Genomic DNA, 12875 nt, shown 5'->3' with positions numbered 1-12875 from the left:
CGCCATCTCGCTGTCCGGCTGGCGCCTGGCGGCCGCGACCGTTGCCTCCATCGCGATCCTCATCGCCTGGATCGTGATCGACGGCAGGCTCTGGGACCGCCCGGACGACGACTCGACACAGGCGCGCGAGAGATCCCGCCTCTACAACACCTCGACGATCCTGACGCTGACCATCGGCATCATCATCTGCTACCTGGCGTTGTACGTGGTGAATCTGGCGTGGGCGCTCTTCGTGCTCGATACGACCGTGATGAGCGAAGCGCTCGGGCGGACGGTCGGCGTCGAGGATCTCTTCGTGCTCACGTGGTTCGTCGCATCGGCGGCGACGCTCGGCGGGGCTCTGGGCACGGGTTTGGAATCCGACGACGCGATCCGCGCCGCCACCTACTCGAAGCGTGAGGAGGATCGACGCGCCCGCCTGGCGGACGAGAGGAGCCGCGGGATCGAGTGATGCCACGGCTCCTCTCCCCGTCGATCGTCCGGGTCATCCGAAGGCGGAGATCGCCCCGAGTCCGAACACGACCGCAGACACCAGCCCGCCGAGCGCCAGGCGGATCACACGCCAGGTGAGTCGGCGGCGCGTCCGGATCCACGGGAGAGCGTCGACGCGCAGCACGAGCCCCACCACGCCACCGGCGGCGAGCGCGACGGCCGCGAACCACAGCGCGATCGACACGCCGGCCCAGCCCGTGGCGAAGTGCAGCACGGTGAACACGGCGAGGAGTCCGACGGATTCGGCGATGGCGGCCGTCCGGTCCGCGATCCGGAACCGCTTGATCCCCCACGCTCTGACGGCGTAGAGCGCGGAGAACGCCACGAGTGCGATGGCGAGGAACAGGTTCATTCGGTGATGCCCTTCTCGATGAGGTTCACAGCGACCCCCGGAAGCTGCGCCGCGGTGTTGGAGAGCACGATCGTGCCCCGGCCGCCCTCACGATCGAGGACGAGGAACGACGCGAAGCCTCCCGTCTGCCCGTTGTGCAGAGTCAACGTCGGGCCGTCCTCCTGATCGATGATCGTCCAGGCATACCCCTCGTCGATCCCACCCTTGCCGGGGTGGCGGTCCATGGCCGCTGCGCCGGGAACGGAACCGTCGAGAAGCGCACGAAGGTACTTCGTCATGTCGCCGAGCGTCGAGCGGATGCCGCCAGCGGGCGCGAACGCGGCGATCGACCAGGGCGCCTGAGGCACGCCGGTCGCAGAGTATCCGGTCGTCGGGTCCTGCAAGTCGGCCCCGTCGAGCGAGATCCTGCTCTGCGTCATCTGCAACGGGTCGAAGATCCGCTCCTGCAGGAGCGCCGGGTACTCGACACCCGCCCGTTCTGCGAGCGCCTGTCCGAGCAACGACATGCCCAGGTTCGAGTAACGGAAGGTCCCGGCGTCGGAGAGCTGCTGCCGGCCCGCCTGTTCGAGCAGATCGTTCACGCCGCCTCGGTACGGGTTGCTGTTGGTGATCGTGTCGAGCAGCACCCGCGGGGTGGATGCCTCGTCGAGGCTGGGGAGTCCTGAGGTGTGGTTCGACAGGCTCACCAGGGTCGCAGATCCCGCCGGAGTGCCGTCCAGGACCGGGAAGACCTTCGCCAGGGTCTCGGTCGGAGAGACTTCCCCGCGGTCGATCGCGATCGCGAACAGGTGGCCGGTGAAGGTCTTCGTCACCGAACCGATCTCGTACTCCGTGTCGTCATCGGCGCCGAAGCCGGTCGTGATCGCCGCGTCATCGGACCGCAGGTCGATGTACCCCACACTCAGGCGGTCGAGTGCCCCTTCGGCACGCGCGGTCCGCTCGACCGTCCGGGCGAGCGCAGCGTCGCCGCTCGAGTGCGGTCTGAGACTGGGGGAAGGTGGGGTCGCGATGATGCCGAGCGCGAGCACGATGCACCCCGCGACCGCGGCAGAGCCGATCGCGAGCAGGGAAGGTCTTGTCATACCTTCATGCCATCAAGGATCAGCGCCCCGCAGAAGTGCCCGCCTGTCATCGGATGCCGTTACAAAAGCCACGTGCTCGTGGGCTCCCCTCACGTTCGCGTCGCAGGTCGCTCATCTCGCAGAAAGGGCCGTGGGATGCGAACACCCCACGGCCCTTCTTCAGCCCCACCCGACCTAGGACGGGAGTCTGCCGAGACGACTTCTCAGAAGTCCCAGTCGTCGTCTTCCGTGGCCTCGGCCTTGCCGATGACGTACGACGAGCCCGACCCCGAGAAGAAGTCGTGGTTCTCGTCGGCGTTCGGCGAGAGCGCCGACAGGATGGCCGGGTTCACGTTCGTGACGCTGGAGGGGAACATCGCCTCGTAGCCCAGGTTCATCAGGGCCTTGTTGGCGTTGTAGTGCAGGAACTTCTTGACGTCTTCGGTCAGACCGACACCGTCGTAGAGGTCCTGCGTGTACTGCACCTCGTTGTCGTAGAGCTCGTACATGAGCGAGAACGTGTAGTCCTTGAGCTCATCGCGACGCGCCTGGGTCTCGTTCTCGAGGCCCTTCTGGAACTTGTAGCCGATGTAGTACCCGTGCACGGCCTCGTCACGGATGATGAGGCGGATCAGATCGGCCGTGTTCGTCAGCTTCGCCTTCGACGACCAGTAGATCGGCAGGTAGAACCCCGAGTAGAACAGGAACGACTCCAGCAGGGTGGAGGCCACCTTGCGCTTGAGCGGGTCATCGCCCTGGTAGTAGTCCATGATGATCTGAGCCTTCTTCTGAAGGTTCGGGTTCTCCGTGGACCAGCGGAACGCCTCATCGATCTCCTTCGTCGACGCGAGCGTCGAGAAGATCGAGGAGTAGCTCTTCGCGTGCACCGACTCCATGAACGCGATGTTCGTGTACACGGCCTCTTCGTGAGGAGTGATCGCGTCGGGGATCAGCGACACCGCACCGACCGTGCCCTGGATCGTGTCGAGGAGCGTGAGCCCCGTGAACACCCGCATGGTGAGCAGCTGCTCGTCGGGGGTGAGCGTGTTCCACGACTGCACGTCGTTCGACAGCGGCACCTTCTCCGGCAGCCAGAAGTTGTTCACCAGACGGTTCCAGACCTCGAGGTCCTTGTCGTCCTGGATACGGTTCCAGTTGATCGCCTGCACGCTGGAGACCAGCTTGAGTCTTTCGGGAGTCATTTTCTTCGTCGTTCCTCGGGGTTCGGCCGCGTTCTCAGGTCAGCAACAGGTCAGAGCATGCACGAGACGCACTCGGCCATGTCGGTGCCCTCGAGCGCCAGCTGACGCAGGCGGATGTAGTAGATCGTCTTGATGCCCTTGCGCCATGCGTAGATCTGCGCCTTGTTGATGTCACGCGTGGTGGCGGTGTCCTTGAAGAACAGCGTCAGCGACAGGCCCTGGTCGACGTGCTGCGTGGCCGCGGCGTACGTGTCGATGACCTTCTCGTAGCCGATCTCGTACGCGTCCTGGTAGTACTCCAGGTTGTCGTTCGTCATGAACGCCGCCGGGTAGTAGACGCGGCCGAGCTTGCCTTCCTTGCGGATCTCGATCTTCGACGCGATCGGGTGGATCGACGACGTCGAGTTGTTGATGTACGAGATCGAGCCGGTCGGCGGCACCGCCTGCAGGTTCTGGTTGTAGATGCCGTGCTTCTGGATCGACGCCTTCAGCTCGGCCCAGTCGTCCTGTGTCGGGATGTGCTTGCCTGCGAACAGCTCCTTGACCTTCTCGGTCTCGGGAACCCAGGCGCGGTCGATGTACTTGTCGAAGAACTCCCCCGACGCGTAGGTCGAGTCCTCGAACCCGTCGAACGTCGTGCCGCGCTCGATCGCGAGCTTGTTAGACGCGCGCAGCGCGTGGAACAGCACCGTGTAGAAGTAGATGTTCGTGAAGTCGATGCCCTCTTCGGAGCCGTAGTACACGTGCTCGCGAGCGAGGTAGCCGTGCAGGTTCATCTGGCCCAGGCCGATGGCGTGCGAGCGGTCGTTGCCGTCCTCGATCGAACGCACCGAGCCGATGTGGCTCTGGTCGCTGACCGCGGTCAGTGCCCGGATCGCGGTCTCGACGGTCTGGCCGAGGTCGTCGGCGTCCATCGACAGCGCGATGTTCATCGAACCGAGGTTGCAGGAGATGTCCTTGCCGATGTTGTCGTACGACAGGTCGTCGTTGTACGTGGTCGGCGTGTTCACCTGCAGGATCTCGCTGCAGAGGTTGGACATGTTGATCCGACCCTTGATCGGGTTGGCCTTGTTCACCGTGTCTTCGAACATGACGTACGGGTAGCCGGACTCGAACTGGATCTCGGCGACGGTCTGGAAGAACTCGCGCGCGTTGATCTTGGTCTTCTTAATGCGCGGGTCGTCGACCATCTCGCGGTACTTCTCGGTGACCGAGATGTCGCCGAACGGAACGCCGTAGACCTTCTCGACGTCGTACGGCGAGAACAGGTACATGTCCTCGTCGTTCTTGGCGAGCTCGAACGTGATGTCGGGCACGACGACGCCCAGCGACAGCGTCTTGATGCGGATCTTCTCGTCGGCGTTCTCCCGCTTGGTGTCGAGGAAGCGCATGATGTCGGGGTGGTGCGCGTTGAGGTACACCGCGCCGGCGCCCTGACGCGCACCGAGCTGGTTGGCGTAGCTGAAGCTGTCTTCGAGGAGCTTCATGACCGGGATGATGCCCGAGGACTGGTTCTCGATCTGCTTGATCGGCGCACCCGACTCGCGGATGTTCGACAGCAGGAGTGCGACGCCGCCACCGCGCTTGGAGAGCTGCAGCGCGGAGTTGATGCCGCGGGCGATCGACTCCATGTTGTCTTCGATGCGCAGGAGGAAGCAGCTGACGAGCTCGCCGCGCTGCGCCTTGCCGGCGTTGAGGAAGGTGGGGGTCGCCGGCTGGAAACGACCGGAGATGATCTCCTCGACGAGGGCCACGGCGAGCTTCTCGTCGCCGTCGGCGAGACCGAGGGCGGTCATGACGACGCGGTCCTCGAAGCGCTCGAGGTAGCGCTTGCCGTCGAACGTCTTGAGCGTGTAGCTCGTGTAGTACTTGAACGCGCCGAGGAACGTCTCGAAGCGGAACTTCTTGCCGTAGGCGAGGTCGTTGAGCTTCTGGATGAACTCCATCGAGTACTTCTCGATGACGGCGCCCTCGTAGTACTCCTTCTCCACGAGGTAGTCCAGGCGCTCCTTGAGCGAGTGGAAGAACACCGTGTTCTGGTTCACGTGCTGCAGGAAGTACTCCCGCGCGGCTCGCTTGTCGGCGTCGAACTGGATCTTCCCGTTCGCGTCGTACAGGTTGAGCATCGCGTTGAGGGCGTGATAGTCGAGACCCTCGTAGGAGGGGTTCGCCTTGAATGCCACTGTCTCGGTCACTGAAGCTGCCACCGTCGTTCCAATCCGTCGCTCACGCGATCCACATCGTCTTGTGTGCCGAAGATCTCGAGCCGATACAAGTGAGGCACGTGGCACTTGCGGCTGATGATGTCACCGGCGAGGCAGAAGGCATCGCCGAAGTTGGTGTTCCCCGCGGAGATCACTCCGCGGATGTGGCGTCGGTTGCGCTCGTCGTTGAGAAACCGGATCACCTGTTTCGGAACGGCGCCCTTCTCGACGCCGCGCCCCGCTCCCCCGCCGTAGGTGGGGGTGACCAGCACGAAGGGCTCGTCGATGACGAGGTCTTCTTCGTTCCGGTGGAGGGGGATGCGTCGGGACGGGAACCCGAGCTTCTCGATGAAACGCGCGGTGTTACCCGAGACGCTCGAGAAGTAGACCAGGAGCGGCGCTGCGGTCGCGACGGCGCTCATGGTGCGTCACGCCAGACGGGACGCGAGCTCGTCGATCTTGTCGGGGCGGAAGCCCGACCAGTGGCCCTCGTCGGTGACGACGACGGGTGCCTGCATGTAGCCGAGCGCCTTGACCTGCTCGAGCGCCGTCGGGTCTTCCGACAGGTCGAGGACCTCGTACTCGATTCCCTTGGCATCCAGGGCACGGTAGGTGGCGTTGCACTGAACGCAGGAAGGCTTGGTGTAGACCGTGATCGACATCTTTTTCGTAACCCCTCAAATCTCTGGCCTGCTTCTCATCAGGCTGTTTCCCGGTAGACCCCCTGCCGGGACTTCAATACTACATATGGGGACCGACATTGGGGGCGACCACAAGGGGTAGTAGTTACATCCGTGTAGTTATCCACCGTTCTCAACAGATACAACACAGGTTCTCCACCGTTTCTTCCACAGGCCGAGCCCCCTTCCGAAGGCAGGCGAACCGCGTGAAATCGCGGCTGGGAAGCCCCTGTGAGCGATCCATCCACAGGGGGCACGTTACGACGCCCCACCGACATTCGGATTCCTGTGGAATTCACCCTTCGGCGTGTCGCGGGCGTGTCGCGGATCGCCCCATCCGCGACCGGCCCCGCGGGCCGGTACCGTTGTCTGGTGGCGGGATATCGGGATCTTCTTCGCACGCCGGGAGTGGCGCGCATGATCGCTGCTCAACTGACCGCGCGCTTCCCCAACGGGATGATGTCGCTGGCGATCCTGCTGCACGTCGAGCAGCAGACCGGCTCCTACGGGTCCGCTGGTCTCGTCCTCGCCGCGACCAGCGTCGGCCAGGCGATCGCCGGCCCCATCACCAGCCGTTGGATGGGCGCCTGGGGCATGCGTCGAGTGCTCACTCTCACCCTGTCGGTGTGTGTGGTGGCCGTACTGTGTCTGGCTCTGCTTCCGCTCGAGGTGCCGGGGTACATGGCGCTCGGGATGATCGCCGGCCTCTCCACCCCACCGGTACAGGCCGCCGTGCGCACGATCTACCCCAAGCTCGTGAACTCCTCGAACCTCACCCCGCTGTTCTCCCTCGACGCGTCGCTGCAGGAGATCATCTGGGTGCTCGCGCCCGTCGTGATCACACTCGTCTCGACCCAGATCGGCACCGCCGAGGGTCTGCTGCTGGTCGCGATCATCCTCGTCGGCGGCGGCGCGTGGTTCATCCTCTCCCCCGAGGTCGGGCGGGTGCGCATCCCGCGCAGCCGCAACGCCCTCGGAAAAGTCGTGCTCAAGCCGCCCGTGATGCTGGCGACCGTGATCGGGTTCCTCCTGATCGGAGCCTGCGCCGCCGTCGAGGTCGGCGTCGTGGCGACCTTCGAGCACGGAAGCCTCGCCGCCGGACTCGTCCTCGCCGTGTTCTCGGCCGGAAGCCTCGCCGGTGGTCTCGCCTTCGGCCACATCCCCATCGGGCCCTGGGCCATGGCCCGCCGTCTGCTGATCGTCACGATCGGCCTCGGGCTGACGATGGTCATGCTCAACGTGTTCTGGCTGGGCGGCACCCTCATCCTCGCCGGCATCGGCATCGCGCCCGCCCTGGCGGTGCTCTTCGCGATCACCTCGGCCAGCGTGAAGTTCAGCGAGACCGCTGAGGCCTTCGGCTGGGCCGGCACCGGACAGCTCATCGGCGCCGCCGCCGGTTCCGCTGTCGCCGGCTTCCTCGTGGATGTGGGCGACTGGCGCGGCGCCTACCTCGCCGCCACCATCTTCGCCGCGGTCGGACTGATCGTGGCCGTCGTCTTCGTCCGTTCCTTCCCGGACCTGCGTCACCGCGACGCGAGCCCCCACCCCGACACCGAACCCCTGGCGGTCACCCCCTCATGAGCTCTCCCTCCTCCTCCTTCCCCGAGATCGTCTGCATCGGCGAGACCATGGCGCTGATCACTCCGACCGACTCCCGGCTCGCCGAAGCCGCCGAGGCGTCGGTCGGACTCGCCGGCGCGGAGTCCAACGTGGCCGCCGGCGTCGCCTCGACGGGACACCGCGTCGCCTGGGCATCCCGCCTCGGCGCCGATCCGCTCGGAGACCGCATCGCCTCCGAGCTCGAACGCCGCGGGGTGGAGCTGTGGGTCGAGCGCGACGACTCCGCCCCGACCGGGGTCATGTTCAAGGACCCGGGCGCGGAGTCCTCCTCCGTCTACTACTACCGCAGCGGATCAGCCGCTTCGCGCATGGAGCAGGGGTTCCTCGACCCCTCCCGCCTCGACGGGGTGCGCATCGTGCACACCACCGGGATCACGCCAGCACTGTCGGCCTCGTGTCGGCAGATGGTCGACCGGCTCTTCACCGATGCACGCGCAGCCGGCGCCCTCGTGTCGTTCGATGTGAACGACCGTCGTCCCCTGTGGAGCAGGGACGATGCCGCCGAGACGCTCGCCCGCCTCGCCGACGCCGCGGACATCACCTTCGTCGGCCGCGATGAGGCCGAGCGCATCTGGGGGACGGTGACCCCGACCGAGATCCGCGCGTTCCTGCCGAACTGCGCCCTGCTCATCGTCAAGGACGGCGATGTCGGCGCCACGGCGTTCGAGGGGGAAGCCGAGCCTGTCTTCGTCCCCGCCCCCGTGGTCGACGTCGTCGAGCCGGTCGGCGCCGGGGATGCCTTCGCCTCCGGTTTCCTCGCGGCGACCCTCGACGGAGAAGACCTCACCTCACGCCTCTCCGCCGGTCACGCGGCCGCGGGGCGCGTGCTGACCATCGCGGCCGACCTCCCGCCTCTGGTGCCACTGCGCTGATGCGCGCGAGACTGCGCGCTCCGGGGACCCCGGCACGTCCCCGGTCATAGGCTGGGGGCATGGCCGCACCGCTCACTCTTCCCCGCCTCTCGTGGGGGTCGCCGTCGGCCTCCCGTCGCGCCCTTCTGGTGCACGGTCTCGGGTCTTCAGGCGCACTGATGTGGCGTCTCGGCGACGCTCTCGCCGACGCGGGCTGGCACGCGACCGCCGTCGACCTCCGCGGGCACGGCGACGCTCCGCGTTCCCTCGACTACTCGGTCTCCGCCTATGGGGCCGACCTCGCCGAGACCATCCCCGACGGCGACCGTGCCTGGGATGCCGTCATCGGTCACTCGCTCGGTGGCGCGGCCAGCACGGTCGCCGCGGCCTCCAGCCCGGAGTGGACCCGACGCCTCGTGCTCATCGACCCGGCGATCCACGTGGACGGTCGCGACGCCGCGATCATCCGCCGGAGCCAGGAACGCGCGTTCGCCGACACCCGGATCGAGGTCGTGCAGCAGGAGCATCCGCACTGGCATCCGCAGGATCAGGAGCTCAAGGTCGACGCCGTGCGGCGTGCGAGCGCGTGGGCCGTGGAGCAGACCAGCGCCCAGAATCGACCATGGGACGTGCGCGCAGAAGCGGCGCGCCTAACGGTCCCCACGCACGTGATCGGCGCGGATCCCGCCGTCTACAGCATCTTCACGGGAGAGCTCGCCGACGAGGTGCTCGCCGCGAACCCCCTCATCTCCCTATCGGTGGTCGAGGGTGCAGGGCACTCCCTGCACCGCGACCGCCCGGAGGAATCGGTACGGCAGCTTCTGGAGGCACTGGCATGACATTCGATCCCGCAGCATTCCTTCCCGACGCCCTCCTCGAGCGCATCCGCGAGCGCGCGCCGATCCACGACCGCGAGAACACCTTCCCTCAGCAGGACCTGGACGAGTTACGGGCTGCCGGGTACCTGTCGATCCTGGTGCCACGAGAGCGCGGTGGCGCGGGACTCGGGCTGGCCGAGGCCGCGATCCTGCAGCAGCGCCTGGCGGGGGCGGCCCCGGCGACAGCCCTGGCCATCAACATGCACCTCGTCTGGACGGGCGTCGCGAAGGTCTTCTCCGACCGCGGGGTCCCCGGCCTCGAGTTCGTGCAGGACGGCGCCGTCGCTGGTGAGGTCTTCGCGTTCGGCATCAGCGAGGGCGGCAACGACCTGGTGCTGTTCGGCAGCGACACGGCGGCTGAGCCGGACCGGGACGGCGGCTACTCCTTCACAGGAACGAAGATCTTCACCTCCCTCGCCCCGGTCTGGACGCGCCTGGGCCTGCACGGTCTCGACACCACCAGCCCCGATGCCCCGAAGCTGGTCTTCGCCTTCGTTGAGCGGACAGATGCCGTCACCACCTCCGACGACTGGGACACCCTCGGCATGCGGGGCACGCAGAGCAGGACCACCCGGCTGAACGGCGCCGTGTCCGACGCCGCCCACGTCGTGCGACGCATCGATCCGGGGCCCAGCCCCGACCCGATCGTGTTCGGGATCTTCTCGGTCTTCGAGATCCTGCTCGCCTCCGTCTACACGGGGATCGCCCGGCGAGCGTTGGAGCTCGCGGTGGCCACGGCGCAGAAGCGGCATTCGAAGAAGACCGGGCTCGCGTACAGCCAGGATCCCGACATCCGCTGGCGCATCGCCGACATGGCCATCGCCTACGACGCGCTGCCCCCGCAGATCGCCGCGCTCGCACGCGATGTGGATGAGCGCGTCGATCACGGCGCGCGGTGGTTCCCCCAGCTCTCCGGTGTCAAGCATCGGGCGATCACGATGGCCAAGCACGTCGTCGACGAGGCGATGCTCGTCGCCGGCGGCGGGTCGTACTTCTCGGCCAACGAACTCTCGCGCCTCTACCGCGACGTTCTGGCCGGAGCGTTCCACCCGTCCGACCCCGAGTCCGCGCACTCCACGGCGGCGAGCGCCTGGCTGGGGCCGCTCGAGAGCTGAGATTCCTGCCGATTCCGCTGGACGAATAGCCAGATTCCACGAAATCGGTTGCTCAGCGCATCGTGGAGTGCGAGGATCGCACCATGAGTCCGGCGAAGAAGCACCCTTCCCTCGATGCGGTCTCGAAGACGATCGTCGAGCTGCTCCAGGAGGACGGACGACGTTCGTACTCCGAGATCGGCCGCACCGTCGGGATGAGCGAAGCCGCCGTGCGCCAGCGCGTGCAGCGGCTCACCGAGTCCGGCGTGATGCAGATCGTCGCCGTCACCGACCCGATGCAGCTGGGCTTCCACCGCCAGGCCATGATCGGCGTGCGCGTGTCCGGCGACGCCCGCCGCGTCGCCGAGGCCATCGCCGCCATCGACGCCGTCGACTATGTGGTCATCACGGTCGGATCCTTCGATGTCCTCGCCGAGGTGGTCTGCGAGGACGACGACGACCTGCTCGCGCTGATCAACGACGTCATCCGCCCGATCGACGGCGTCCTCTCCACCGAGACCTTCATCTACGCCAAGCTGCAGAAGCAGCTCTACAACTGGGGGACCAGATGAGCACCGCACGCACCATACCTTCCGAGTCCGCACTGCAGACGATGGCGAAGGACCATCTCTGGATGCACTTCACCCGGCAGTCCACGATGGCCGAGTCTGGCGTGCCCATCATCGTCAAGGGCGAGGGGCACCGCATCTGGGATGCCAAGGGCAAGGAGTACTTCGACGGGCTCGCCGGCCTCTTCGTCGTGAACGCAGGGCACGGTCGACGTCGACTGGCCGAGGCTGCCGCGGCGCAGGCTTCCGAGCTGGCGTTCTTCCCCCTGTGGTCGTACGCGCACCCGGCCGCGATCGAGTTGGCCGATCGTCTCGCCGACGAGGCGCCGGGCGACCTCAACAAGGTCTTCTTCTCCACCGGCGGCGGCGAGGCGGTCGAGACCGCGTTCAAGCTCGCCAAGCACTACTGGAAGCTGCAGGGCAAGCCCGCCAAGCACAAGGTCATCTCGCGGTCGGTGGCCTATCACGGCACGCCGCAGGGAGCCCTGGCGATCACCGGCATCCCCGCGATGAAGTCGATGTTCGAGCCGATCACCCCCGGTGGCTTCCGTGTGCCGAACACCAACTTCTACCGCGCGGCCGAGATGGGCGGACCCGCCGACGACCTCGAAGCGTTCGGACGCTGGGCGGCCGACCGCATCGAGGAGATGATCCTCTTCGAAGGCGCCGACACGGTCGCCGCGGTCTTCCTGGAGCCGGTGCAGAACTCCGGCGGCTGCTTCCCACCCCCTCCCGGCTACTTCGCCAGGGTGCGCGAGATCTGCGACCGTCACGACGTGCTGCTCGTCTCGGACGAGGTCATCTGCGCCTTCGGGCGTCTCGGTCACACCTTCGCCTGCACGGGTCTCGGCTACGTGCCCGACATGATCACCTGCGCCAAGGGCATGACCAGCGGGTACTCCCCGATCGGCGCGACGATCGTCAGCGACCGCATCTACGAGCCCTTCTCGAAGGGCGACCTGTCCTTCCCGCACGGCTACACGTTCGGCGGGCACCCGGTGTCAGCCGCGGTCGCGCTGGAGAACCTCGCGATCTTCGACGAAGAGGGACTGAACGCGCACGTGCGGGAGAACTCCCCGCTGTTCCGTGCAGAGCTCGAGAAGCTGCTCGACCTGCCGCTGGTCGGCGACGTGCGCGGCGACGGCTACTTCTTCGGCATCGAGCTCGTGAAGGACAAGGGCACGAAGGAGACCTTCGACGATGCCGAGTCCGAGCGGCTGCTGCGCGGCTTCCTGTCCCCCGCCCTGTTCGAGGCCGGGCTGTACTGCCGCGCCGACGACCGCGGCGACCCTGTGATCCAGCTCGCACCGCCGCTCACGGTCGGACCGTCCGAGTTCCGTGAGATCGAGCAGATCCTGCGGGATGTGCTGACGCGCGCGCAGTCCGTACTCTGACCGTCCCGGCCACGACGGCGCCACGACGGCGAGGACGCAGGGTCAGGCCACGGGCGTCGCGCTCCGCCTCGCCAGCAGTGCGAGATGGAGCGCGGCGAGCGTCTCCCCGTCGTCGAGGTCCGCGTCGAGCAGATCGCCGATCAACGTGAGGCGCTGATAGAAGACCGACCGCGAGAGGTGACTGGCGTTCGCCGCCGCTGATCGATTCCCGGGGTGTGCGACGAGCGCCGACAGCACGTCGATCAGGTCTCCTCGGCGCTCCCGGTCGTACGACACGACCGGCGCCAGCATCCGCTCGCTGTGCGCGAGAAGGCGATGGTCGTCGCGCAGCGAGGCGACGAACCGCTCCAGCGGACGGTCGTCGACGCGCCGCACGCGGGGACCGCTGTCCGAACGGTCGCTCGCCGCCAGATCGCGCGCGGCCCGAAGCGAGGCGAGCAGCCCCAGCACGTCATCCGCAGGGGGCCCCACGAAGACC

Annotated in this window: 13 protein-coding genes and 1 pseudogene; 7 read left to right on the top strand and 7 right to left on the bottom strand. The window is 66.8% G+C overall.

The window, feature by feature from the left end:
• Positions 1–451: pseudogene (locus DSP71_RS24240) on the top strand (hypothetical protein); the annotation flags it as partial.
• A 33-nt stretch (positions 452–484) separates the two neighbouring features.
• Here DSP71_RS24240 and DSP71_RS18005 read toward each other — a convergent pair.
• The 6 genes from DSP71_RS18005 to nrdH form a co-directional block, all read right to left on the bottom strand.
• Positions 485–844 (bottom strand): hypothetical protein, encoded by a 360-nt coding sequence (locus tag DSP71_RS18005; protein ID WP_113681738.1) that lies wholly within the window; start codon positions 842–844, stop codon positions 485–487.
• Complete coding sequence (locus tag DSP71_RS18000) at positions 841–1926, bottom strand: serine hydrolase (protein WP_113681737.1); 1086 nt, start codon at positions 1924–1926, stop codon at positions 841–843. Before DSP71_RS18000 ends, DSP71_RS18005 begins: the two co-directional genes overlap by 4 nt.
• Positions 1927–2129: 203 nt before the next feature.
• Positions 2130–3107, bottom strand: a complete 978-nt coding sequence (gene nrdF / locus DSP71_RS17995) for a class 1b ribonucleoside-diphosphate reductase subunit beta (protein WP_045263442.1) — start codon at positions 3105–3107, stop codon at positions 2130–2132.
• A 50-nt stretch (positions 3108–3157) separates the two neighbouring features.
• Entirely contained in the window at positions 3158–5302 is a 2145-nt protein-coding gene (gene nrdE / locus DSP71_RS17990; RefSeq protein WP_046749771.1) for a class 1b ribonucleoside-diphosphate reductase subunit alpha, read from the bottom strand.
• Complete coding sequence (nrdI, locus tag DSP71_RS17985; protein ID WP_045263440.1) at positions 5299–5733, bottom strand: class Ib ribonucleoside-diphosphate reductase assembly flavoprotein NrdI; 435 nt, start codon at positions 5731–5733, stop codon at positions 5299–5301. Before nrdI ends, nrdE begins: the two co-directional genes overlap by 4 nt.
• 6 nt (positions 5734–5739) lie before the next feature.
• Positions 5740–5973, bottom strand: a complete 234-nt coding sequence (nrdH, locus tag DSP71_RS17980; protein ID WP_045263439.1) for a glutaredoxin-like protein NrdH — start codon at positions 5971–5973, stop codon at positions 5740–5742.
• A gap of 435 nt (positions 5974–6408) precedes the next feature.
• On the opposite strand from nrdH, the gene DSP71_RS17975 reads away from it, so the two are divergent.
• The 6 genes from DSP71_RS17975 (at position 6409) to DSP71_RS17950 (ending at position 12397) form a co-directional block, all read left to right on the top strand.
• A complete protein-coding gene (locus DSP71_RS17975; RefSeq protein WP_046749772.1) occupies positions 6409–7572 on the top strand; it encodes an MFS transporter in 1164 nt (387 codons plus the stop codon).
• On the top strand, positions 7569–8483 hold the full coding sequence (locus tag DSP71_RS17970; protein ID WP_113681736.1) for a sugar kinase: 915 nt from the start codon (positions 7569–7571) through the stop codon (positions 8481–8483). Before DSP71_RS17975 ends, DSP71_RS17970 begins: the two co-directional genes overlap by 4 nt.
• A 59-nt stretch (positions 8484–8542) precedes the next feature.
• Positions 8543–9301: an alpha/beta fold hydrolase gene (locus tag DSP71_RS17965; protein ID WP_046749774.1), complete on the top strand. Its 759-nt coding sequence runs from the start codon at positions 8543–8545 to the stop codon at positions 9299–9301.
• Positions 9298–10455 carry an acyl-CoA dehydrogenase family protein gene (locus DSP71_RS17960; RefSeq protein WP_113681735.1) on the top strand — a complete coding sequence of 386 codons (1158 nt, stop codon included), beginning with the start codon at positions 9298–9300 and terminating at the stop codon, positions 10453–10455. The genes DSP71_RS17965 and DSP71_RS17960 overlap by 4 nt, the downstream gene beginning before the upstream one ends.
• Before the next feature lie 83 nt (positions 10456–10538).
• Positions 10539–11006: an Lrp/AsnC family transcriptional regulator gene (locus DSP71_RS17955; protein ID WP_045263434.1), complete on the top strand. Its 468-nt coding sequence runs from the start codon at positions 10539–10541 to the stop codon at positions 11004–11006.
• Entirely contained in the window at positions 11003–12397 is a 1395-nt protein-coding gene (locus tag DSP71_RS17950; RefSeq protein WP_046749776.1) for an aspartate aminotransferase family protein, read from the top strand. The genes DSP71_RS17955 and DSP71_RS17950 overlap by 4 nt, the downstream gene beginning before the upstream one ends.
• A gap of 42 nt (positions 12398–12439) precedes the next feature.
• On the opposite strand, the gene DSP71_RS17945 is transcribed toward DSP71_RS17950, so the two are convergent.
• Positions 12440–12875, bottom strand: a 436-nt coding sequence (locus DSP71_RS17945; protein ID WP_181800773.1) for a helix-turn-helix domain-containing protein, incomplete at its 5' end; no start/stop codon positions are given.

It is taken from the genome of Microbacterium sp. H6, from assembly GCF_003314775.1.
In the GTDB taxonomy this organism is placed as follows: Bacteria; Actinomycetota; Actinomycetes; order Actinomycetales; family Microbacteriaceae; genus Microbacterium; species Microbacterium oxydans.
This window is presented reverse-complemented; position numbering and strand designations above follow the sequence as displayed.

Coding starts and splice junctions, on each gene's coding strand:
- DSP71_RS18005 (WP_113681738.1), bottom strand. CDS start 844: ATGAACCTGTTCCTCGCCATCGCACTCGTGGCGTTCTCCGCGCTCTAC.
- DSP71_RS18000 (WP_113681737.1), bottom strand. CDS start 1,926: ATGACAAGACCTTCCCTGCTCGCGATCGGCTCTGCCGCGGTCGCGGGG.
- nrdF (WP_045263442.1), bottom strand. CDS start 3,107: ATGACTCCCGAAAGACTCAAGCTGGTCTCCAGCGTGCAGGCGATCAAC.
- nrdI (WP_045263440.1), bottom strand. CDS start 5,733: ATGAGCGCCGTCGCGACCGCAGCGCCGCTCCTGGTCTACTTCTCGAGC.
- nrdH (WP_045263439.1), bottom strand. CDS start 5,973: ATGTCGATCACGGTCTACACCAAGCCTTCCTGCGTTCAGTGCAACGCC.
- DSP71_RS17975 (WP_046749772.1), top strand. CDS start 6,409: ATGATCGCTGCTCAACTGACCGCGCGCTTCCCCAACGGGATGATGTCG.
- DSP71_RS17970 (WP_113681736.1), top strand. CDS start 7,569: ATGAGCTCTCCCTCCTCCTCCTTCCCCGAGATCGTCTGCATCGGCGAG.
- DSP71_RS17965 (WP_046749774.1), top strand. CDS start 8,543: ATGGCCGCACCGCTCACTCTTCCCCGCCTCTCGTGGGGGTCGCCGTCG.
- DSP71_RS17960 (WP_113681735.1), top strand. CDS start 9,298: ATGACATTCGATCCCGCAGCATTCCTTCCCGACGCCCTCCTCGAGCGC.
- DSP71_RS17955 (WP_045263434.1), top strand. CDS start 10,539: ATGAGTCCGGCGAAGAAGCACCCTTCCCTCGATGCGGTCTCGAAGACG.
- DSP71_RS17950 (WP_046749776.1), top strand. CDS start 11,003: ATGAGCACCGCACGCACCATACCTTCCGAGTCCGCACTGCAGACGATG.